19 protein-coding genes are annotated in these 21204 nt (G+C 74.3%); 14 read left to right on the plus strand and 5 right to left on the minus strand.

Annotated elements, in window-relative coordinates; translation table 11 throughout:
- Positions 1-82: 82 nt before the first annotated feature.
- The 3 genes from KBX06_RS17880 to KBX06_RS17890 are packed head-to-tail and all read right to left on the minus strand — an operon-like array spanning position 83 to position 3291.
- Positions 83-1162 (minus strand): alcohol dehydrogenase catalytic domain-containing protein, encoded by a 1080-nt coding sequence (locus KBX06_RS17880; RefSeq protein ID WP_210836271.1) that lies wholly within the window; start codon positions 1160-1162, stop codon positions 83-85.
- On the minus strand, positions 1159-2577 hold the full coding sequence (locus tag KBX06_RS17885) for an aldehyde dehydrogenase family protein (protein WP_210836274.1): 1419 nt from the start codon (positions 2575-2577) through the stop codon (positions 1159-1161). Before KBX06_RS17885 ends, KBX06_RS17880 begins: the two co-directional genes overlap by 4 nt.
- Positions 2578-2625: 48 nt before the next feature.
- Positions 2626-3291 carry a TetR/AcrR family transcriptional regulator gene (locus KBX06_RS17890; RefSeq protein WP_210836276.1) on the minus strand — a complete coding sequence of 222 codons (666 nt, stop codon included), beginning with the start codon at positions 3289-3291 and terminating at the stop codon, positions 2626-2628.
- Between the two features lie 88 nt (positions 3292-3379).
- Between KBX06_RS17890 and KBX06_RS17895 the strand changes: the two genes are divergently transcribed.
- From KBX06_RS17895 to tpx, 14 genes are all read left to right on the plus strand, one after another.
- Positions 3380-4528, plus strand: coding sequence for an acyl-CoA dehydrogenase family protein (locus KBX06_RS17895; RefSeq protein WP_210836278.1), 1149 nt, complete (start codon positions 3380-3382; stop codon positions 4526-4528).
- 16 nt (positions 4529-4544) lie between these two features.
- Positions 4545-5303 (plus strand): 3-oxoacyl-ACP reductase FabG, encoded by a 759-nt coding sequence (gene fabG, locus KBX06_RS17900; RefSeq protein WP_210836280.1) that lies wholly within the window; start codon positions 4545-4547, stop codon positions 5301-5303.
- Positions 5304-5337: 34 nt separating this feature from the next.
- On the plus strand, positions 5338-6510 hold the full coding sequence (locus KBX06_RS17905; protein WP_210836282.1) for an acyl-CoA dehydrogenase family protein: 1173 nt from the start codon (positions 5338-5340) through the stop codon (positions 6508-6510).
- Positions 6507-6974 (plus strand): MaoC family dehydratase, encoded by a 468-nt coding sequence (locus KBX06_RS17910; RefSeq protein WP_210836284.1) that lies wholly within the window; start codon positions 6507-6509, stop codon positions 6972-6974. Before KBX06_RS17905 ends, KBX06_RS17910 begins: the two co-directional genes overlap by 4 nt.
- Positions 6975-7209: 235 nt before the next feature.
- Positions 7210-8025 carry a SigB/SigF/SigG family RNA polymerase sigma factor gene (locus KBX06_RS17915; protein ID WP_210836286.1) on the plus strand — a complete coding sequence of 272 codons (816 nt, stop codon included), beginning with the start codon at positions 7210-7212 and terminating at the stop codon, positions 8023-8025.
- Between the two features lie 240 nt (positions 8026-8265).
- Positions 8266-8865: a nitroreductase family protein gene (locus KBX06_RS17920; protein WP_210836334.1), complete on the plus strand. Its 600-nt coding sequence runs from the start codon at positions 8266-8268 to the stop codon at positions 8863-8865.
- Positions 8866-9142: 277 nt separating this feature from the next.
- Positions 9143-9916, plus strand: a complete 774-nt coding sequence (locus KBX06_RS17925) for a thiamine biosynthesis protein ThiG (protein WP_210836288.1) — start codon at positions 9143-9145, stop codon at positions 9914-9916.
- Between the two features lie 14 nt (positions 9917-9930).
- The gene (locus tag KBX06_RS17930; RefSeq protein WP_210836290.1) at positions 9931-10206 is read left to right on the plus strand and encodes a MoaD/ThiS family protein; all 276 of its coding nucleotides are present in this window, start codon (positions 9931-9933) and stop codon (positions 10204-10206) included.
- Positions 10206-10940, plus strand: coding sequence for an HAD family phosphatase (locus KBX06_RS17935; RefSeq protein WP_210836292.1), 735 nt, complete (start codon positions 10206-10208; stop codon positions 10938-10940). Before KBX06_RS17930 ends, KBX06_RS17935 begins: the two co-directional genes overlap by 1 nt.
- Positions 10937-12364 (plus strand): glycogen synthase, encoded by a 1428-nt coding sequence (locus tag KBX06_RS17940; protein ID WP_210836294.1) that lies wholly within the window; start codon positions 10937-10939, stop codon positions 12362-12364. The genes KBX06_RS17935 and KBX06_RS17940 overlap by 4 nt, the downstream gene beginning before the upstream one ends.
- The gene (gene malQ / locus KBX06_RS17945; protein ID WP_210836296.1) at positions 12345-13847 is read left to right on the plus strand and encodes a 4-alpha-glucanotransferase; all 1503 of its coding nucleotides are present in this window, start codon (positions 12345-12347) and stop codon (positions 13845-13847) included. Before KBX06_RS17940 ends, malQ begins: the two co-directional genes overlap by 20 nt.
- Positions 13847-16168, plus strand: a complete 2322-nt coding sequence (gene treY, locus KBX06_RS17950; RefSeq protein ID WP_210836297.1) for a malto-oligosyltrehalose synthase — start codon at positions 13847-13849, stop codon at positions 16166-16168. The genes malQ and treY overlap by 1 nt, the downstream gene beginning before the upstream one ends.
- The gene (locus tag KBX06_RS17955; RefSeq protein WP_210836298.1) at positions 16165-17400 is read left to right on the plus strand and encodes an MFS transporter; all 1236 of its coding nucleotides are present in this window, start codon (positions 16165-16167) and stop codon (positions 17398-17400) included. Before treY ends, KBX06_RS17955 begins: the two co-directional genes overlap by 4 nt.
- Positions 17401-17580: 180 nt before the next feature.
- Positions 17581-18108 carry a thiol peroxidase gene (gene tpx / locus KBX06_RS17960; RefSeq protein ID WP_210836299.1) on the plus strand — a complete coding sequence of 176 codons (528 nt, stop codon included), beginning with the start codon at positions 17581-17583 and terminating at the stop codon, positions 18106-18108.
- Between the two features lie 136 nt (positions 18109-18244).
- Here tpx and KBX06_RS17965 read toward each other — a convergent pair whose 3' ends face one another.
- Both KBX06_RS17965 and KBX06_RS17970 read right to left on the minus strand, forming a co-directional pair.
- Entirely contained in the window at positions 18245-19636 is a 1392-nt protein-coding gene (locus tag KBX06_RS17965) for an NAD(P)/FAD-dependent oxidoreductase (protein ID WP_247686129.1), read from the minus strand.
- 73 nt (positions 19637-19709) lie between these two features.
- Complete coding sequence (locus KBX06_RS17970) at positions 19710-21059, minus strand: acyltransferase (RefSeq protein WP_210836300.1); 1350 nt, start codon at positions 21057-21059, stop codon at positions 19710-19712.
- Between the last annotated feature and the right edge of the window lie 145 nt (positions 21060-21204).

Here is a 21204-nt window from a genome sequence, read left to right on the forward strand (position 1 = left end):
GGGTCGATCACGCGGTTGCGGTGCCCCGCGAAAGCCACGAGGTGGCGGTGACCGCCCACCACAGGTGCGTGGTCGACGCGGATCAGGGGGTGGGCAGGACGATCGTGCGGGCGCCCTCGCCCCGGGACATGCGGGCGAAGGCCTCCGGGGCTTCGTCGAGGGTGGTCCGGTCGGTGATCAGGTAGTTGAGGTCGAGGCTGCCGTCGAGTACGGCCCGGGCGAGTTCCGGCACGTCCCGGTCCGGGTCGGAGGAGCCGTAGACCGAGGAGCGCAGCGTCCGGGCCGAGTGGAAGATGTCCAGCGCGCCGAGCCCGACGATGTCGTCCTTGGCCCCCATGCCGACCACGGTCACCTGACCGCCCCGGCGGGTCGCCCGCCAGGCGGCGCGGATCGTGGCGCTGCGCCCGACGCACTCCAGCGCGTGGTCGACGCCCCGGCCGCCGGTGCGCGCCCGCAGCGCCCGGTTGAGCGACTCGTCGGCGAGCAGGAAGTCGGTGGCCCCGGCCGCGGCGGCCAACGCCGCCTTGCTCGGGGAGACGTCGACGGCGAGCACCGGGTCGGCGCCGGCGGCCCGCGCGGCGGAGACCACCGAGAGCCCCACCCCGCCGAGACCGATCACCGCCACCGACTCGCCGGGGGTCACCTGCGCGGTACGGCGGACCGCGCCGACGCCGGTGAGCACGGCGCAGCCCAGCAGCGCCGCCGCCTCGAAGGGCAGCTCCGCCGGGACTGCGATGACGGCGTCCTGCGGCACCACCACCTCCTCGGCGAGGGCGCCGAGGCCGAGCGTGACGTGCAGGACCTCGCCGGACGGCGTCCGTCCCCGGGGGGCCGAGGGCGCCCCGGTGCGTTCGCACAGCCACGGCTCGTCCCGCCCGCAGTACCAGCAGGCGCGGCACGGCGGGGCCCAGTTCAGCACCACGTGCGCGCCGGGTGCCACCCGCGTGACGGCGTCGCCGACCGCGACCACCACACCGGCCGCCTCGTGCCCCAGCACCAGCGGGTACGGCGGCGCGAGCGTCCCGTCGACCATGGACAGGTCGGAGTGGCAGACGCCCGCCGCCCGCACGCTCACCCGTACCTCGTGCGGGCCGGGGGCCGGCAGCTCGATCTCCTCCACCAGCAGCGGGGCGTCGACGGCCCGTACGATCAGGGCCCTCACCGCTGGATGGCCTTGACCTGGAGGAACTCGTCGAGCCCGTGCCGGCCCAGCTCCCGGCCGAGCCCGGACTGCTTGTAGCCGCCGAACGGGGCGAGCGGGTTGAACGGGGCGCCGTTGACGTCGACGGCGCCGGTGCGCATGCGCCGGGCCACCCGTAGCGCCCGCTGTTCGTCGGCGGACCAGACCGCGCCGGCCAGCCCGTAGCGGGAGTTGTTGGCGATGGCCACCGCCTCGTCCTCGTCGTCGAACCCGATGACCGCGAGCACCGGGCCGAAGACCTCCTCCTGGGCCAGGGCGCTGTCGGGGTCGACGTCGGCGATCACCGTCGGGGCGACGAACCATCCCCGCTCCGGCAGTGCTGCCTCCGGCCCGCCGCACACCAGCCGGCCCCCGTCGGCCAGTCCTCGGGCGACGTGCCCGAGGACCCGTTCCCGCTGCGCGGCGGAGACCAGCGGGCCGAGCCGGGTGGCCGGGTCGAACGGGTCGCCGAGCCGGTAGCCCGCCGCGGCCTTGGCGGCCAGGTCGAGGGCCTCGTCGTAGCGGTCGCGGTGCACCAGCAGGCGGGTCCAGGCGGTGCAGGTCTGGCCGGAGTTGAGGAAGGCGTTGCCGACCCCCACCTTCACGGCCGTGCCCAGGTCGGCGTCGTCGAGGACGACGTTGGCCGACTTGCCGCCGAGCTCCAGGGCGACCCGGGCGATCCGGTCGGCGGCGAGGTGGGAGATCCGCCGGCCGGTGGCCGTCGAGCCGGTGAAGGAGACCATGTCGACGTCGGGGTGCGCGGCGATGGCCTCGCCGACCACCGGGCCGGTGCCGGTGACCAGGTTGACCACCCCGGGCGGGAAGCCGGCCTCGTGGATCGCGTCGAAGAGCAGGTACGCCGTCAGCGGGGTCAGCTCGCTGGGCTTGAGCACCACCGTGCAGCCGGCGGCCAGGGCGGGGGCCAGTTTCGCGATGACCTGGTGCAGCGGGTAGTTCCACGGGGTGATCGCCCCGACCACGCCGACCGGTTCCCGGACCACCAGCGAGTTGCCGACGGTCTCCTCGGCCGGGGGGCGGGCGGCCAGCTCGACGTAGCTGTGCAGGACGGTCAGCGGCAGGCCGGCCTGGACCCGGGTGGCCACCTTCAGCGGGGTGCCCAGCTCCAGGGCGACGGTGCGGGCGATCTCGTCGGCCCGGGCGGAGAGCGCGGCGTGCAGCCGGTCCAGGCGGGCGGCCCGCTCGGCGGGCGTGGTGTCGGCCCAGCCGGGGAAGGCGGCCCGGGCCGCCGCGACGGCCTGGTCGACGTCGGCGGCCGTGCCGGCCGGGACGGCGGCGACGACCTCCTCGGTCGCCGGGTTCCGCACCGCGACGGTCTCCCCGGCGCCGGCGGCGACCCACTGTCCGTCGAGGTAGAAGTCGGTCCGTGCGAGATCCATCGCGCCCCTCACGTACGTCAGCCAAAACTAGCGGTGCAAGTTTTGACTCTAGTACGCGCCGTCGGCCGGCGGGAGGGGTGGCAGCGGCCCGATGTGCTGCTCGTAGGTGCGCGACAGCCCGTGGATCAGCGCGTCGAGGCCCAGCGCGAAGGCACCCTCGTCCACCTGCTGCTGGTGCTCGGCCAGCCGGTGGGCCTGGGTCAGGTGCGGGTACTGCTCCGCGTACAGCCCCGGGTCCTCGACGAAGCCCCGGGCGAACGAGCCCAGCGCGGAGCCGGCCACGAAGTAGCGCATGAGCGCGCCGATGTGCGTCGCCCGGGCCGGCGGCCATCCGGCGGCGACCAGGCCGCCGTAGACGGCGTCGGCCATGGCCAGCGCCGCCGGCCGGCGCCCCGGGCCCCGGGCCAGGTACGGCACGATGTTCGGGTGCGCGGCCAGTGCCGCCCGGTAGGAGTGCCCCCACCGGCGCAGCGCCTCGCGCCAGTCGACGCTGCCGAAGAACGCCACGTCCACCTGGCCGGTGACGCTGTCGGCCACCGCGTCGAGGATCTCGTCCTTGGTGGCGAAGTGGTTGTAGAGCGACGGCCCGCGTACCCCGAGTTCGGCGGCGAGCCGGCGGGTGGAGAAGCCCGCCAGCCCCTCGGCGTCGATCAGCGCGGCGGCGGTCTCGACGATCCGCTGCCGGCTGAGCAGCGCCTGCCGCGGCCGGGGCATCCGGTTCTCCTTCGCTCGGGTGGTCCGTCGCAGACTCTGCCACAACGGGTCTGGACGAATTTAAACTTGCACCGCTAGTTTAAGCCTCATGGATCTGGAACTCTCCGCCGAGCAGGCGGCGGTCCGCCGGCTCGCCGCGGACTTCGTCGACCGCGAGGTGGTGCCGCACGCGGCCACCTGGGACCGCCGGGAGTCCGTCGACCCCGACATCGTCGGCAAGCTCGGCGAGCTGGGCTTCCTGGGCCTCACCATCGGCGAGGACGACGGCGGGTCCGGCGGCGACCACCTGTCGTACTGTCTCGTGCTGGAGGAACTCGGCCGGGGCGACTCCGCCGTGCGCGGCATCGTCTCGGTCTCCCTCGGGCTGGTCGCCAAGTCGATCGCCGCGCACGGGACCCCGGCCCAACGGGCGCAGTGGCTGCCCCGGCTCTGCTCCGGCGCGGCGCTCGGCTGCTTCGCGCTGACCGAGCCGGACAGCGGCTCCGACGCCGCCGCCCTGACCACCCGCGCGGTCCGCGAGGGCACCGACTGGCTGATCACCGGCGCGAAGATGTTCATCACCAACGGCACCACGGCCGACGTCGCGCTGGTCTTCGCCCGCACCGGCGGCCCGGGACACCGGGGCATCAGCGCGTTCCTGGTGCCCACCGACGCCCCGGGCCTGACCCGGCGGGAGATCCACGGCAAGCTGGGCCTGCGCGGGCAGGCCACCGGCGAGCTGCGCTTCGACGGCGTACGGGTGCCGGAGTCGGCCCTCCTGGGCGAGGAGGGCGCCGGCTTCCGGCTCGCGCTGGCCACCCTGGCCAAGGGCCGGATGTCGGTGGCCGCCGGCTGCGTCGGCATCGCCCAGGGCTGCCTGGACGCCGCCGTCGGCTACGCCGGGCAGCGCACCCAGTTCGGCAAGCCCATCGCCGGCCACCAGCTCGTGCAGCAACTGCTCGCCGCCATCGCCGTCGACACCGACGCCGCGCGCCTGCTGGTGTGGCGGGTGGCCGACCTCGTCGACCGGGGCGAGCCGTTCGCCACCGGGGCGTCGATGGCCAAGCTCTTCGCCAGCGAGGCCGCCGTGCGGGCGGCCAACAACGCGGTCCAGGTCTTCGGCGGCTACGGCTACATCGACGAGTACCCGGTCGGCAAGTACCTGCGCGACGCCCGCGTCGCCACCCTCTACGAGGGCACCAGCCAGATCCAGCAGCTGCTCATCGGACGCGCCCTCACCGGCGTCAACGCCTTCTAGAAGCCAGGGAGAGACCGTGACCAGATTCGCCGACCGGGTCGCCGTCGTCACCGGCGCCGCGCAGGGCATCGGGGCAGCCACCGCGCACCGGCTGGCCGCCGAGGGCGCGGCGGTCGCCGTGGTCGACCTCGACGCGCAGCGCAGCCGGGCCGTCGCCGACGAGATCGCCGCCGCCGGGGGCCGGGCCGTCGGCATCGGCTGCGACGTGACCGACGCCGGGGCGGTCGCCGCGATGACCGACCAGGTGGTGCAGGCGTACGGCGGGCTGCACGTGCTCGTCAACAACGCCGGGATCACCCGCGACAACCTGCTGTTCAAGATGCCACTGCCCGAGTGGGAGGCGGTGTTGACCACCAACCTGACGAGCATGTTCCTCTGCTGCCAGGCGGCGCAGGAGCACATGGTGGCGGCCCGCTACGGCCGGATCGTCAACCTCAGCAGCCGCTCCGCGCTGGGCAACCGGGGGCAGGTCAACTACGCGGCGGCCAAGGCCGGGGTGCAGGGCCTCACCGCCACCCTGGCCGTCGAGCTGGGCCCGTTCAACGTCACCGTGAACGCGGTCGCCCCCGGCTACGTGGCCACGGCGATGACCGCGGCCACCGCCGAACGGGTGGGCAGCAACCCCGAGGAGCACCAGCGGATGGTCGCCGAGCAGACCCCGCTGCGCCGGGTCGCCCAGCCGGCCGAGATCGCCTCGGTGATCGCCTTCCTGGCCAGCGACGACGCCTCGTACGTCAGCGGTCAGACCCTGTACGTCAACGGCGGCGCGCGCTGATTCGCGCGCGGCACCGCACCGACCCGGAGGGGACATGGACTTCGCGCTCTCGGACACCGAACGGGCCATCCGCGACACGGCCCGCGACTTCATCGCCAAGGAGGTCATGCCGCTGGAGCAGGAGTTGCTGCGGCGCGAACGCGCCCACCGGCCCGGGCTGGAGCCCGACGAGTTGCGCGAGTTGCAGCTCAAGGCACGGGCGTTCGGCTTCTGGGGGCTGGCCACCCCGGAGGAGTACGGCGGCATGGACCTGCCCGCCGTCACCCAGTCGCTGATCTGGACCGAGCTCGGCCGTTCGTTCGTGCCGTTCCGCTTCGGCGGTGAGGCCGACAACATCCTGTTCCGGGCCAACGACGAGCAGCGGCGGGAGTTCCTGATCCCGACGATCGAGGGGGAGCGGCGCAGCTGCTTCGCGATCACCGAGCCGGGCGCCGGGAGCGACGCCGCCAACATCAGGCTCAGCGCCCACCGCGACGGCGGCGACTGGGTGCTCAACGGCGAGAAGACCTTCATCACCGGCGGCAACGAGGCCGACTTCGCCATCGTCATCGCGGTCACCGACCGGGAGAAGGGCGCCCGCAACGGCGGGGCCACCGCCTTCCTGGTGGACCGGGCGATGGGCTGGCGCTCGGAGTTCATCCAGACGATGGGCGAGGGCGGGCCGGCCGCGCTGGTCTTCGACGACGTACGGGTGCCGGAGCGCAACATCCTCGGCGAGCCCGGCCAGGGTTTCGCCCTCGCGATGGAGTGGATCGGCAAGGGGCGCTACACCATCCCCTCGCACGCGGTCGGCATCGCCGAGCGGGCGCTGCGGATGGCGATCGACTACGCCACCACGCGGCAGACGTTCGGCCGGCCGATCGGCGACAACCAGGCGATCCAGTGGATGATCGCCGACTCCGAGACCGAGTTGGAGGCGGCCCGCTGGCTCATCCTGCGGGCGGCTTGGACGGTGGACCAGGGCATGGACCCGCGGCACGCCTCCTCGATGGCGAAGCTCTACGGCGCCGGCATGGTCAACCGGGTGGTCGACCGGGTGCTGCAGATCCACGGCGGCATGGGCTACACCCGGGAGCTGCCCGTCGAGCGGTGGTACCGGCAGGTCCGGCTCTACCGCATCTTCGAGGGCACCGACGAGATGCAGCGGCTCATCATCGCGCGGGACCTGCTGCGCGGCTACACGCGGCTCGGGGGGCACCTGGCATGAGGACCTTCGACTCCGTCGACGAGCTGGCCGCGGCGGTGGGGGAGACCCTCGGCCCCGGGCCGTGGCAGCGGATCGACCAGGGGCGCGTCGACCTGTTCGCCGACGCCACCGACGACCACCAGTGGATCCACCTCGACCCGGAGCGGGCCGCCGCCGGCCCGTACGGCGGCACGATCGCGCACGGCTTCCTGACCCTGTCCCTGCTGCCGGCGCTGGTGGGCCGGCTCTACCGGGTGCGGGGCGTGCGGATGGGGGTCAACTACGGGCTGAACCGGGTGCGGTTCCCCGCCCCGGTGCGGGTCGGCACGGCGGTCCGGGCCGTCGCGACCATCGCCGAGGTGTCGCCGGTCACCGGCGGGGTGCAGCTGGTCACCGCCGTGAGCGTGGAGTGCGACGCCGGCGGCAAGCCGGTCTGCGTCGCCGAGACGGTGAGTCGGCTCTACGCGTCGCCGGCGCCCTCCTGAGCAGCCGGCGGTGCTGCGTCACCGGCGGCTCCGCGTCCCGCAGCCCGGCGGCGCCGAATCGCCGGTGATGCCAGCCGTGTGGCGGGGAGCACACCGATCATGCCATGTATGGGAGAGTCTGTCGCTTTCGTCCATCGGCCGTTCGGTTGATGTGGCGGCGGCCGTTGGTCTAGGGTGGTGGCACTGCGTTCGCCGGATCCCGGCGTTGCCGCATCAGTGGGACAGGAAGGGCAGCATGATCACCACGACGACCGCGCCGACGACCACCACCACCGAGGCCGCCACCGCGGTCTCCGGTGACGAGACCCGCGCGAGTGAGCTGACCGCCGCCCTCGCCGCCCTGCCGGAGGGGCACCCCGACCGGCCGGCGCTGCGGGCGCGGGTGATCGAGGCGTGGCTGCCGCTGGCCCACCACCTGGCCTTCCGCTACAGCGGGCGCGGCGAGCCCAACGGCGACCTGGCCCAGACCGCGGCCCTCGGGCTGATCAAGGCCGTGGACCGGTTCGACGCCTCCCGCGGCGTCGACTTCGCCGGCTTCGCCATCCCGACGATCCTCGGTGAGATCAAGCGCCACTTCCGCGACCGCACCTGGAACATCCGGGTCCCGCGTCGCCTTCAGGAGCTGCGGCTGCGCATCTCCGAGGCCAACGGCACCCTCACCCAGACGCTCAACCGCGCCCCGACGGTCGCCGACATCGCCACCCACCTCGGCATCACCGAGGAAGAGGTCCTGGAAGGGCTGGAGGGCGCGCGCGCCTACAACGCCGTGTCCCTGTCCACCCCCATCGGCGACGGCGACAGCGCCACCGAGCTCGGCGACACCCTGGGCGCCGAGGACGGCGAGTACGAGCTGGCCGAGCTGCGGGTCGCCCTCGGCCCGGCGCTCGCCACCCTCGACGAGCGCGAGCAGAAGATCCTCACCCTCCGCTTCTACGGCAACCTGACCCAGAGCGAGATCGCGGCGCAGGTCGGCGTCTCCCAGATGCACGTCTCCCGCCTGCTCGCCCGCGCGCTGGTCAAGCTGCGCGGCCAGCTCGAGAGCAGCCACTGACGGATTCCCCCGGGGGCGACCATGTCGCCCCGGGGCCCGCCCGGAACAGCGCCCCACGTCCGCCCCGCCGTGCCCGGCGGGGCGGACGTGGCCGTTCCCGCCGCCCGTCGAGTTTCCCGGTCCGGTCGCCTGGACGCGCCCCGCGTCGCTGGACGATGCTGGGACCCGTCGATCGCGCGGGAGGCGCTCATGGCTGGCACGACCGGTGACCCGGCACCCGACTCGCCCACGGCGGGGGACATGGTGCGCGACGCGCGCACCTTCGCCGACCGGATGGCCGCCAGGCGCTCGATCCGGCACTTCTCGCAACAGCCGGTGCCGATGGCGGCGGTCGAGGAGGCGGTCCGTGCCGCGGCGACCGCGCCGAGCGGCGCCAACCTGCAACCATGGCGGTTCGTCGTGATCACCGACGCGGCCCGCAAACGCCGGCTTCGGGAGGCCGCCGAGGCCGAGGAGCGCGAGTTCTACGCCCGGCGCGCGCCGACGCAGTGGCTGGAGGCGCTCGCCCCGATCGGTACGGACTGGCGCAAGCCCTTCCTGGAGGTGGCGCCGGTCGTGATCGTGGTGTTCGAGGTGCACCAGGGCCCGCACTCCCCGAAGCCCTACTACGTCAAGGAATCCGTGGGCATCGCGGTCGGCGTGCTGATCGCGGCGCTGCACCACGCCGGCCTGGCCACCCTGACCCACACGCCGAGCCCGATGCGCTTCCTCAACGAGGTGTGCGAACGGCCGCCGGAGGAGCGACCGTACGTGGTCATGCCGGTCGGGTTCGCGGCGCCCGACGCCACGGTGCCGGACCTGGTCCGCAAGCCGCTGCCGGAGGTCCTGATCCGACGGTGACGGCTCGTCTCCGGGCTGCCCGGGGCGAGATCGCTTAGCACCGTCGGCGCGAACAATCAATCGCCCGCGTGTCATGAAGCGCCGCACGTTGGAAGATGCCGCCGCGCGCCGTGGCAACCAAGATTCTCTTCGCAACTCCTGTGACGGACCGATCGGTCATCCGCCGGCCGGCGGTGCGTCCGGGTCTTTCGCGGGCCTCGGGGGCCCCGCCCCCACCCCGACCCGGGCTGACGCTCTCCGCCGCCGGTCGTGCCCGGCTCGACCAGAAAGGGTGTACATGTCCGTGGATTCGATGGAGGTCGCTGGCCTCCGGGACGCGTGGGTCAGGCTCGGTGACACGGAACTGACCTCGCGCCTGCTCGTCGGTATCGAGCAGTACACGTCGCCGTCGGTGATCCGCCAGGTGCTCGAGGCGACCGGGTCGCAGGTCTTCATCACCACCGTGGACCCCGACAACAACCGTTCGAGTCTCCTGCTGTCCGACCTGGCCGACGAGATTGCCATCGAGAACTACCTGTGGATCGGCACGACCTCGTTCGCCCGGTCGGCCGAGAGCGCGTGGAAGACCGTCCGCATCCTGCACGACGCCTACGGCATCACCGTGTTCAAGCTGGACGTCCGTGGCCGGACCAACGAACCGGACAACCGCGCCACCGTCGAGGTCGCCGCCCAACTGCGTGAGCAGGGCTGGGAGGTCATGCCGTTCATCCTGCCCGACCTCGCGGTCGCCAAGGAGCTGGCGGCGCTCGGCTGCGCGGCACTGCGGGTGATGAGCGCCCCCGTGGCCTCCGGCCACGGCATCCCGAACCCCGGCCCGATCCGCCAGATCATCGACACGGTCGACATTTCGGTGGTCGTCGAGGGCGGCCTGGGCAGCGCTCGGCACGCCACCCTGGCGATGGAGCTCGGAGCGGCGGCCGTCCTGGTCAACACCGCCCTGGTGAAGGCGCGGGAGCCGATGCTGATGGCGCAGGCGATGAAGCACGCCGTGGCGGCCGGCCGACTGTCCTACCTGGCCGGTGCGATGCCCGGCGACGAGATCCCCTACTGACCGAGGAGCCGACCATGGCCGTCGAGGTGTGCATCCCGACCGTGTTCCGCAACTACACCAGTGGCAGCAAGTACGTGACCGCGGACGGCTCGACCGTGGCCGAGGTGCTGGCCGACCTCGAGGCCCGGCACCCGGGGCTGGGCAGCCGCGTGATGGGGGCGGACGGGCAGCTGCGCCGCTTCGTCAACCTCTACGTCAACGACGTCGACGTGCGTACCAGCGGGATGCTCGACTCCCGCCTGCGCGACGGCGACTCGCTGACCATCCTGCCCGCCGTGGCGGGGGGCTGATGGCGTCCGGACCGGTCCCTGTCTTCGCCGGTGTGCTGTTCGACCTGGACGGCGTCCTGATCGACTCGACCGAGGCCATCCTGTCGCTCTGGCGGGGCCTGGCCGCCGAGCACGATCGGGCACTGTCCGCGTCGGCGATCCACGACGACGTGCTCGGCTGCTCCCCGGAACACTCGGTCTCGGCGCTCTTCGGCGACCTCGACCCCGACACGCGGGAGGAGATCCTGCGCCGGGTGCGCGTCGCCGAGGCCGACCTCGCCTTCGTCGAGGTGCCGAGCGCCCGGGAACTCCTGGCGACGCTCGGCGGCGCCGGTGTCCGGCTCGCGCTGGTCACCGGCGCCTCCGCGCACCGGGCCCGCCGGGTGGTCGAGCACCTGGGCGTCGCCGCCGCGTTCGACGCCATGGTCACCTGGGGCGAGACGGCCCGCGGCAAGCCGGCGCCGGACTGCTACCTGCTCGCGGCGCACCGGCTCGGGTTGGCCCCGGCGGACTGCCTGGTCGTCGAGGACGCGCCCAGCGGCGTACGCGCGGCCGCGTCCGCCGGGGCGGCGACCGTCGGCGTCGGCGACGCGTCGACCCTGCGGGCCGCCGGGGCGGCCTGGACCGCGCCGGACCTCACCGCGCTGAGCGTCGCCCGGGGCCACGGCGCGGTCCAGTTGCGCCTGGCCGGTGCCCCGATCGCGGGCCTGTCCACGGCCGCGGGGCCGGCCGCGCTGTCGGGGACGCCGGCATGAGCGCGGGCCGCCCCCTGCGGGTCTTCTTCGCCACCTCCGAGGTGGCGCCCCTGGTCAAGGTCGGCGGTCTCGGGGACGTCGCCCGGGCCCTGCCCCGGGCGCTGGCCGGCCGCGGTCACGACGTCCGACTGTTCCTGCCCGGCTACGCCGGGCTGCCGGCCGGCCGCCGGGTCGGCACGGTGGCGGTCACGGCGGGCTCGGCGCGCGCCGAGTTCACCGTCGACGACCTGGGCGACCATGACGGCGTCCGGTACCTCACCCTGCGCACGCCGCAGCACCCCGACTGGCAGCGGCCCGAGGGGTACGTCGAGAAGCACCTGTCGTCCTTCGTGCTGTTCTCCAGGGCGGTCGCCGAGTTGGCCGTCCGGTCGGCGACCCCGCCCGACGCCGTGCACTGCAACGACTGGCACGTCGGGCACGTCCCGGCCTACCTGCGTACCCTCGACGCGGCGCCACGGACCGTGATGACCATCCACAACCTCGCCTACCAGGGGCTCTTCCCGCACGACAAGGCCGACGAACTGGACCTGACCCGCTACGGCACCGGCAACCTGCTGGCCCAGGGCATCCGCTACGCCGACGCGGTCACCACCGTCAGCGCCCGCTACCGGGACGAGACCATGGCCCCCGCGCACGGGGTCGGGTTGCAGGGGCTGCTGCGCGCCCGGGGGGCGGACTACCACGGAATCCGCAACGGGGTCGACTACGACGACTTCGACCCCGCCACGGACCCGTACCTGCCGGCCCACTTCGACGTGCACGACCTCACCGGCAAGGCGGTGGCGAAGCGCGTGCTCCAGCAGCGCAGCGGCCTGGCAGCGGACCCGGACGTGCCGCTGTTCGCCTTCGTCGGCCGGTTGGTCGACCAGAAGGGCGTCGACCTGCTGCTGGAGGGCATCGACGAGATCGCCGCCCTCGGCCTGCAACTGGTCGTCGTCGGCGTCGGCGCCGAATACGAGCGGTCGTTGCGCCGCGCCGCCCGCTACTACCCGCACGTCGCCTTCCACCCGGACAGCGGCGAGGCGGTCGCCCGGCTGGCGTACGCCGGCTCGGACGCCTTCCTGGCCCCCTCCCGGTTCGAGCCGTGCGGGCTGGCGCCGCTGATCGCGCTGCGCTACGGATCGGTGCCCTTGGTGCGGCGGGTCGGTGGCATGGCGGAGACGGTCGCCGCGACGGGGCTCGGCTTCTCGTTCGACGGCTACCGCGCGCCCGACCTGGTCGACCTGATCGCACAGGTGGTCGCGCGCTGGGCCGACCGCCAGACGTGGGCGCGGCTGCGCGAGCGCGGCATGCGGGCCCGGTTCTCGTGGGACGAGGCCGCCGAGCGGTACGAGCAGTTGTACGTCCGGGTGCCGGCCGCCGCCGGCGCCCCGACCCAGGCGACAGGACGGGAGGACGACTCGGGTGCCGGTCAACCGACGTAGCGGGATCCTGCTGCATCCCAGCTCACTGCCGGGCCGGTTCGGGGTGGGTGAGTTCGGGCCGGCCGCGGTCGAGTGGCTGGACTTCCTCGCGGCCGCCGAGCAGAGCGTGTGGCAGCTGCTGCCGCTCAACCCCGTCGGCGCGGACGGCTGCCCGTACCAGGCCTGCTCCACGCTGGCCGGCAGCCCGCTCTACGTCAGCGTGGATCGACTGCGCGACGAGGGCCTGCTCACCGCCGCCGACGTGGCCGCCGTGCCGGCGCTGCCGCCGGACACCGTGGACTACCCGGCGGCGGGCGCGGTCAAGGCCGACCTGCTGGCCCGGGCGTACGCGGCCTTCACGCCGACCGCCGGCAGCGAGGCCTTCGCCCGGGACCAGGCGTGGTGGCTGGACGACTACGCCCGCTACATGACGCTGCGGGAGCGGCACGGCGGGCCGTGGACGAGCTGGCCGGCGCCGCTGGCCCGGCGGGACCCGGACGCGCTGGCCCGGCTCGACGACACCGAGCGGGACCGCCTCGACTACTACCGCTTCGAGCAGTATTTGTTCGCCTCGCACTTCACCGCCGTCCGCGACCACGCCCGCCGGCTCGGCATCGAGCTGATCGGCGACGTGGCCATGTTCGCCGGCACGGACAGCTGCGAGACGTGGGCGGCGCCGGAGCTGTTCCAGCTCGACGCGCAGGGCCGTCCGACCGCCGTGGCCGGGTTCCCGCCCGACGAGTTCAGCGCCGACGGCCAGGTCTGGGGCAACGCGCTCTACCGCTGGGAGCTGATGGCGCAGGACCACTACACCTGGTGGGTCGACCGGATCCGCCGGATGACCCAGCTGTACGACATGATCCGGCTCGACCACTTCCGGGGTTTCCTGCGCTACTGGGCCGTGCCGGTGGGCCGGCCGGCGAGTGCGGGGCGGTGGCGCGACGGGCCGGGCCCGTCACTGTTCCAGGCCATCCGCAAGGAGCTCGGCGAGGTGGTGATGCTGGCCGAGGACCTGGGGCCCGCCTCGGCGGAGGTGCAGCAGCTGCGCGTCGACGCCGGCATCCCGGGCATGCGGCTGCTCCAGTTCGCCTTCGCCGGCGACGAGAACCAGCATCTGCCGCACCACTACCCGACCGACTGCGTGGCCTACACCGGAACGCACGACAACGACACCACACTGGGCTGGTGGGAGGAGTCGAGCGCCGACCAGCGGCTCCGCGTGGAGCGCTACCTCGGGGGCGTGCCGGACGGCATCTGCTGGTCGATGGCGCGGGCCGTCTTCGCGTCGGTGGCCGAGCTCGCCGTCCTGCCGTTGCAGGACGTGCTGGAGCTGGGCCCGGTGGCGCGGATGAACGTCCCGGGGCAGGCCGAGGGGAGCTGGCGGTGGCGGTTCCGGGCGGAGGCGCTGACCCCCGGCCTGGAGTTCCGGCTGCGCCGGCTGACGGAGACGTACGGCCGGGACCGGCGGGCGTCCACCCGGCGTGCCAGGGGGTTCACCGGCTGATGGTGGCGCCGACCTCCACGTACCGCCTCCAGTTCGGTCCCCACCTCGACCTGCACGACGCCGTCGCGCTGACCGACTACCTGGTCGACCTCGGCGTCGGCGCGCTCTACGCCTCCCCGCTGCTCGCCGCCACCCCGGGCTCGACGCACGGCTACGACCTGGTGGACCCCACGCGCGTCGACCCGGGCCGGGGCGGCGAGCCGGCGCGCCTCGCGCTCGCCCGCCGGCTCGCCGGGGCCGGGCTGGGCTTCGTGGTCGACGTGGTCTGCAACCACATGGGCGTCGCCGACGCGGCGGCCAACCCGTGGTGGTGGGACGTGCTGCGGCGCGGGCCGGAGTCCCGCCACGCGCGGTACTTCGACGTCGACTGGTCGGCGGGGCCACTGCTGCTGCCCGTGCTCGGTGACGACGGCGACGGCGGTGCGGCGGCCGAGAGGGAGCTGAAGGTCGCCGACGACGCGCTGGTCTACCACGAGCACCGCTTCCCGCTGGCGCCCGGCACCGGGTACGGCACGGTGGCGCAGGTGCACGGTCGCCAGCACTACCGGCTGGTGTCCTGGCGCCGGGGTGTGGCCGACCTGACGTACCGCCGGTTCTTCAACATCGACACCCTGGCCTGCCTGCGCACGGAGGATCCGGAGGTGTTCGAGGCGCTGCACGCCGAGACGCTGCGCTGGGTGCGGGAAGGCCAGGTCACCGGGCTGCGCATCGACCATCCGGACGGCCTGGCGGACCCCTCGGGCTACCTGCGTCGGCTGCGGGCGGCGGCGCCGGGGGCGTGGATCGTGGTGGAGAAGGTGCTGGGCGCCGGCGAGGAACTGCCGGCGGGCTGGCCGGTGGACGGCACCACGGGCTACGACGCCCTGGCCGAGGTCTGCGGGGTCTTCGTGGCCCCGACCGGCCGACAGCGGCTGGCCGAAGCGGCCGGCCTGACCGGCACCGCGCTGGCCGACGTCGTACGCGAGGCGCGCGAGCAGGTCGTCACGACGATGCTGGTGGCCGAGGCCCGGCGGGTGGAGGCGCTCGTCGCGGCGCTGCTGCCGCGCTGCCCGACGGCCGACCGCGCGGCGGCCGTGCGGGCCCTGCTGGTGGAGTTTCCCGTCTACCGGTCGTACCTTCCGCAGCACCGCTGGGCGCTGGACGAGGCGGTCGAGCGGGCCGCCCGGCGCCGGCCCGGGCTGCGCGACATCCTCACCGCCGTCCGGGACGAATTGGTCGCCCGGCCCACCGGCCCGCTCGCGGTGCGCGTGCAGCAGGCGACCGGCCCGGTGATGGCCAAGGGCGTCGAGGACACGGCGATCTACCGGCACAACAGTCTCGTCGCGGTCAACGAGGTGGGCGTCGACCCGGGCCGGTTCGGGGTGTCCCCGGCCGAGCTGCACGCGGCGAACGCGGCCCGGGAGGCCGGCTGGCCCGCCACCATGACCACGCTGTCCACCCACGACACCAAACGCTCCGAGGACGTACGGGCCCGCCTGGCGGTGCTCAGCGAGCTGCCGGAGGCGTACGCCGAGCACTTCCGTCGCTGGTCCGCCCGGCAGCCGCTGGGTGACCCGGTGCTCGAACCGCTGGCGTGGCAGACCCTGCTCGGCGCCTGGCCGATCGGCCCCGAGCGGCTCTCCGCCTACCTGCTCAAGGTCGCCCGCGAGACCCGGCTCCGCACGAACTGGCACGATCCCGACCCCGACTACGAGGCCGGCGTCACGAGCTGGCCCGCCCGGGTGCTCGCCGACGCGGCCCTCACGGCGGAGGTCCGGGCCTTCGTCGACCGGATCGCCGCGCCCGGCTGGTCGAACTCGTTGGGCCAGAAGCTGCTGCAGCTCGCCGGTCCCGGGGTGCCCGACGTCTACCAGGGCACCGAGCTGTGGGACTACTCGCTGGTCGACCCGGACAACCGCCGTCCGGTCGACTTCGCGTCCCGCCGGCGGCTGCTGGCGCAGATCGACGCGGGACGGATGCCGCCGGTCGACGCCACGGGGGCGGCCAAGCTGCTGGTCACCTCCCGCGTGCTGCGGCTGCGCCGGGAGAAGCCGCGGCTGTTCCGCGGCTACCGGCCCGTCCACGCGGAGGGTTGCGCGGCGGAGCACCTCATCGGCTTCGCGCGCGGCGGTCACGGCGGCGTCGTGGCGCTGGCGACCCGACTGCCGGTGCGGCTCGCCGAACGGGGCGGCTGGGCCGACACCGTGGTGCCCCTGCCCGGCGGCGCCGACGGCTGGGTGGATGTGCTCACCGGGGCGCCGGTCCGCACGTCGGCTCCCCGCGTCGAGGACCTGTTCGGCCACCTGCCGGTGGCACTGCTCGTCAAGGAAAGAGGAACATGAGCGTCGACGTGGAAACCACCGGCCGGCGACGGTCGATGGCGGCCCTGCTCGGTGGGGTGGCCGCCACCAACACCTCCATGGTGGGGGCCAGCACGGCGTCCACGCTGATCGGCGCGGAGGAACTGACCGAGCTCTGGAGCGGCGTGCCGAACGCGGCCGGCGTGCTGGGCACCGCCGCCGGCACGCTCTGGCTGGCCGCGCTGATGGCGCGTCGGGGCACCCGTTCCGCGCTGTCGCTGGGCTACCTGGTCGCGATCGTGGGCGCGGCGGTGGCCGGCGCCGCGGTGGCCTCCGGGCAGGTGCTGCTGCTGATCTTCGGCATGGCGCTGCTCGGGGTGGGCAACGGCGGGGCGCAGCTGTCGCGGTACTGCGCGGCGGACCTGTACCCGCCCCGCCGGCAGGGGCTGGCCGTCGGGGTCATCGTCTGGGCGGGCACCGTCGGGGCGGTCTTCGGGCCCAACCTGATGGATCCGAGCGCCGGCTTCGCCAGCCGGCTGGGACTGCCGGACCTGGCCGGGCCGTTCCTCGTGGCCCTGCTGGCGGCCGGCATCTGCGTGCTCGCCTCCGCCGCCATGCCCCGGTCGCGGACGGCGGCCCGACGGGGCGCCAACGATCCGACCCCGGCGCAGGTGTGGCGGCACCCGGTGGTGTCCGTCGCGTTGGTGTCGATGATCGCCGGGCAGTTGGCCATGGTCGCCCTGATGACCATGACGCCGCTGCACATGAGCAGCAACCACCACGGCCTCACGGCGGTGGGCGTGGTGCTCAGCGGCCACATGATCGGCATGTTCGCCCTGGCGCCGCTCTCCGGCTACCTGTCGGACCGTTTCGGCGGTCGGGCCGCGATCCTGATGGGCATCGGCCTGCTGGTCACCTCCGTCGTGGTGGCGTCGTGGCCGGCGACCCACGGCAGCGGCCTCACCCGCCTGGTCGTCTCGCTCTTCCTGCTCGGCTGGGGCTGGAACCTCACCTTCGTCGGCGGCAGCGCCCTGCTCACCCAGGCGCTGGCCCCGGCCGCCCGGCGGGCGGTGCAGGGCCGGGTGGACGCCCTCGTGTGGGCCGCCTCGGCCGTGGCCAGCGTGGTGGCCGGGGTGGTGCTGGCGACCACCAACTACGTGGTGCTGTCGGTCGCCGCCGGGATCGTCTCCCTGATCCCGGTGCCGCTGCTGCGCCGCCGGCCGCCGACCGACCAGCCGGCGGCCACCGTCGAGCACGCCGACGCGGTGCGCTGACCCGGCGCGACGCGGCACGCGCGAAGGTGCGGCCGTCGGGCGCGGCGGACGATGCTGGTTGCGGCGCGGGCCGGCGTACCCCCCCCCGGTGCCGGCCGCGCCCCCGGGGCCCCCGGCGCCCGGCGGGTCCCGCCGGCGCCGGCCGACCCGCCACCTCCCGCTGGACGCAAGGAGAACCTGATGACAGTCGCGTTGGAACGTGCCGGCGTCACGACGTTCCGGGGTCGCCCGGTCACGCTGCTCGGGCCGGAGGTGCGCGTCGGCGATCCCGCGCCGGCCTTCACCGCGCTGGCCAACGACTTCTCGCCGGTCGACCTGGCCTCGTCGGCCGGGACGGTGCGGATCCTGTCCGTGGTGCCGTCGCTCGACACCGGCGTCTGCGACCAGCAGACGCGGCGGTTCAACGAGGAGGCCGCCGCCCTGCCGGGGGTGAGCGTGCTTACCATCTCCGTGGACCTGCCCTTCGCGCAGGCCAGGTGGTGCGGCGCCGCCGGCATCGAGGGGGTCCGGACGGCCTCGGACCACCGCGACCTGTCCTTCGGGCTCGCCTACGGCGTCGTCATCGCGGAGTTCCGGCTGCTCGCCCGGGCGGTCTTCGTGGTCGACGCCGGGGACCGCGTCGTGCACGTCGAGTACGTGCGCGAGGTCGGCGAGCACCCGCGCTACGAGGAGGCGACCGCCGCGGCCAGGTCCGCGTCGTCCCGCTGACCCACCTCCGGGCCCGTCCCGCGCGTACGCGGTGGCCACGACGTCGGTACGTCGTGGCCACCGCGTCGGCGTGTCCGCCCCTCGGCGCACCCGGGCCCGCCGGCGGCGACCGGTCGATGCGGAGCGCGGATCCGCCTCAGCCGCGGTCGCGGGCCGGGGGACGGGTCGGCAGCGGGCCCGACGGGGTGGCGGCGGAGCCGGCCGGCTGCCTGCCAGCGCGCAGCACGCGCAGCAGCACCGAGGGGCGCATGATCGACTGCGGCGGGTCGATCAGCCCGGCCACCCGCAGGAAGGCGTCGGTGACCCGGCTGTCCCGGGTGGCGGCGGCGTGCACCCGGGCGATGTAGGCGTTGGCCATCCGCACCTTGAGCGGGCGCGGACCCTCCACCCGCGGGTGGGCCAGGTCGCCGCCGCCGGCGACCTCCCAGGGGGCGTCGAGCTGCCGGGAGATGTCGGCGAAGAAGGCGCGCGGCCCGGGCGTCCCGCCGCCGGCGAGGTGCCGGCGCAGGACCAGCGCCTCCAGGGCGGCGACGGTCATGCCCTGGCCGTAGACCGGGTTGAACGTGCAGACCGCGTCGCCGACCACGAGCAGCCCCTCCGGCAGCCGGGACACCCGCTCGTAGCGGCGCCGGACGCTTGCCGGGAAGCGGAACGAGCCCGGCTCGTCGAGGAACTCCGCGTCCCGGATGGCGTCGATGATGTCGGGCACCGGCAGGGACGCCGCGTACGCCAGGAAGCCCTCCCGGTCGGTCGGGGGCTCGTCGCCGAGGATGCCGGTGAGCGAGAGCAGCCCGGTGTCGCCGCCCAGGGTGGCGAGGAACGCGCCGCGCGGATGGGCGGGGGTGGCCACCGGGTTGATCGAGACGTCGCCGTGGAACGGGTCGTGGGAGAAGCGGAACCGCGCGCTGGTGTAGGTGAGCCCGATCTTGATCCGCTCCTCCGGCACCGGACCGTGGCCGAGCTCGGTCAGCCAGGTGGGGGTCCGGGAGCCGCGGCCGGTGGCGTCGACCACCAGGTCGGCGTCGAGCACCTCGGCGACGTCGGCGCTGCGGTGGTAGATCCGTACGCCGGTGATCCGGTTGCCGTCGGCGGTGGCGACCGGGGCGACGACGTCGGCGTCCTCGACGAGCCGTACCCCCGGCAGAGCCAGCACCCGACGCCGTACCAGCGCCTCGATGCCCGGCCGGTAGCCCCCGACCACCAGCAGGCCGGTCTCGGCCGGCTTCAGCCGGTGGCCGTTGAAGTACCAGCGGATCCGGGTGCCGAGGTCGCCCGAGCGCAGTCCGGCCGCGGTCGCCTCGTCGGTGAAGCCGGGCAGCAGCTCCTCGATGGCCTGCTGACCCCGGGCGAGCAGGCCGTGCAGGTGCCGCCCCTGCGGTGCGCCGCGGCGCACCTCGGTCGCGTCGGCGAGCCGGTCCCTGTCCACCAGGACCACCTCGCCGTACGCCTCGGCGAGCACGCTCGCGGCGAACAGTCCGGCCATGCTCGCGCCGAGGACGACGGCCCGGCCTCTCGCGGTGTCGCTCATCGTGTGGTTCCTCTCGGTTCGCCGCCGGGCGGACCTCCCGCCCGGTACAGGGGGTGCCGGTCTGCGGTCGCTCTCACTCGGCCGCTACTGCCGGGGCGGCCGGCTCGGTGCTGCGCGGCTCCCACTGCGCCGCCTCGGGGCCGGCCGGGAGCTGCTCGCGGACCGTGCTCGGCGCCTGGGCCCCCGGTTCCACGGGCGCCCGGCCCAACCACGGCCGCAGCCCCATCGCCGGGCGCTCCAACAGGTAGAAGCTCAGCGTCGCCGTGACCACGCTGGCGCCGGCCACCGCCGTGGTCACCAGCCAGAAGTTGCCCGTGCCCAGCGGCGTGCCGGTCGTGGCGTAGTAGACCCACAGGTAGAAGACGTGCCAGAGGAAGACCCCGTAGGAGACCCGGCCGAGGAAGCGCAGCACGGGGTTGGACAGGGCCGCCCGCATGTAGCCGGGACGGCCCCCCGGCAGGGTCAGCGGCGCCACCAGTAGCAGGGAGATGGCCAGGTAGAGGGTGTGGTCGACCATCGCCGGGCCGAGCGGCGGATAGTTCATCTCGTTCGGGCCGCCGAGCGGGGAGCAGGCCGCCGCGTACGCCAGCACCGCGCCGATCCACGCGGCGCCCGGGTGCCGGGCGAGCAACCGGTACGCGGCCGGCGTCCGCCCGGGCGCCACCTCGGCGACGGCGGAGAGGGTCGCCAGGATCATGCCGACCGCCAGGTAGCCCATGTACTCGGTCGGCCAGAGGTGCTGAATCGGGAAGGCGCCCATCGAGGGCAGGTGGTGGTACGCGGCGAAGCCGGCGCCGGTCAGCACCAGGGCGCCCAGTGGCACCAGCAGCCGCCTCGCGCGGGCCCCCGGGTCGGCGGCGCGTACCGCCCAGCGGCGCAACGCCCAGGCCAGCAGCGGCAGGGTGACGTAGAACGCGACCTCGGTCGCGAGGCTCCACGTCTGCTCCATGCCCGTGGGCATCGCGTTCGGCTGGTAGACGTGCAGCACGAGCAGCGGGCGCAGCACGTGCCACAGCCCGGTGACGGCGTCGGCGTTGAGCACGAGCAGCGCCGTCACGCCCAGCAACCAGTACGCCGGCAGGATCCGCAGGGCCCGCCGCCAGAAGTACGGCTTCAGCGCCAGTGCGGGCCGGTCGGTCAGGGTGGCCAGCGCGAAGGGCCGGTACAGCACCAGTCCGGAGAGGACGAAGAAGATCGGCACGCTGACGTCCATGGTGTTGAAGATCGGTCCGGCGACCGGGTTGCCGGTCGCGCCGTACATCTCGGAGGCGATCACGCCCGTGGTCAGCGCGATGTGGGTCAGCATGACCATCACGGCTGCCACCCCCCGCAAGCCCTCCAGCTCCGGGAAGAAGATCCTCGGTGGGGCGGGCCCACCGGTGGCGGATGTGGCCCCTGGCACGTCCCCTCGTACTGATGTCATCGTCCGCTCCTCACGCGCCCGCACTGTCCGGAAGGGATCTGGTTGAGCTCCACCTCGGCCGACTCGGGCGCCCCGGCGCGTCCGTCCGCTCCACTGTCGGATCGTGCTGCTCCGCCGGACCCGGCGCACCTTCCACCGTGCGCAG

It is taken from the genome of Micromonospora sp. C31 (genome assembly GCF_018070575.1).
In the GTDB taxonomy this organism is placed as follows: domain Bacteria; phylum Actinomycetota; class Actinomycetes; order Mycobacteriales; family Micromonosporaceae; genus Micromonospora.

Excerpts from the sequence above, each read along its gene's own strand:
- KBX06_RS17915 (WP_210836286.1), top strand. The coding sequence starts at position 7,210 with ATGATCACCACGACGACCGCGCCGACGACCACCACCACCGAGGCCGCC.
- KBX06_RS17885 (WP_210836274.1), bottom strand. The coding sequence starts at position 2,577 with ATGGATCTCGCACGGACCGACTTCTACCTCGACGGACAGTGGGTCGCC.
- KBX06_RS17955 (WP_210836298.1), top strand. The coding sequence starts at position 16,165 with ATGAGCGTCGACGTGGAAACCACCGGCCGGCGACGGTCGATGGCGGCC.
- KBX06_RS17925 (WP_210836288.1), top strand. The coding sequence starts at position 9,143 with ATGTCCGTGGATTCGATGGAGGTCGCTGGCCTCCGGGACGCGTGGGTC.
- KBX06_RS17970 (WP_210836300.1), bottom strand. The coding sequence starts at position 21,059 with ATGACATCAGTACGAGGGGACGTGCCAGGGGCCACATCCGCCACCGGT.
- KBX06_RS17965 (WP_247686129.1), bottom strand. The coding sequence starts at position 19,636 with ATGAGCGACACCGCGAGAGGCCGGGCCGTCGTCCTCGGCGCGAGCATG.
- KBX06_RS17910 (WP_210836284.1), top strand. The coding sequence starts at position 6,507 with ATGAGGACCTTCGACTCCGTCGACGAGCTGGCCGCGGCGGTGGGGGAG.
- tpx (WP_210836299.1), top strand. The coding sequence starts at position 17,581 with ATGACAGTCGCGTTGGAACGTGCCGGCGTCACGACGTTCCGGGGTCGC.
- KBX06_RS17890 (WP_210836276.1), bottom strand. The coding sequence starts at position 3,291 with ATGCCCCGGCCGCGGCAGGCGCTGCTCAGCCGGCAGCGGATCGTCGAG.
- KBX06_RS17895 (WP_210836278.1), top strand. The coding sequence starts at position 3,380 with ATGGATCTGGAACTCTCCGCCGAGCAGGCGGCGGTCCGCCGGCTCGCC.
- KBX06_RS17935 (WP_210836292.1), top strand. The coding sequence starts at position 10,206 with ATGGCGTCCGGACCGGTCCCTGTCTTCGCCGGTGTGCTGTTCGACCTG.
- KBX06_RS17930 (WP_210836290.1), top strand. The coding sequence starts at position 9,931 with ATGGCCGTCGAGGTGTGCATCCCGACCGTGTTCCGCAACTACACCAGT.
- KBX06_RS17940 (WP_210836294.1), top strand. The coding sequence starts at position 10,937 with ATGAGCGCGGGCCGCCCCCTGCGGGTCTTCTTCGCCACCTCCGAGGTG.
- KBX06_RS17920 (WP_210836334.1), top strand. The coding sequence starts at position 8,266 with ATGGTGCGCGACGCGCGCACCTTCGCCGACCGGATGGCCGCCAGGCGC.
- treY (WP_210836297.1), top strand. The coding sequence starts at position 13,847 with ATGGTGGCGCCGACCTCCACGTACCGCCTCCAGTTCGGTCCCCACCTC.
- KBX06_RS17905 (WP_210836282.1), top strand. The coding sequence starts at position 5,338 with ATGGACTTCGCGCTCTCGGACACCGAACGGGCCATCCGCGACACGGCC.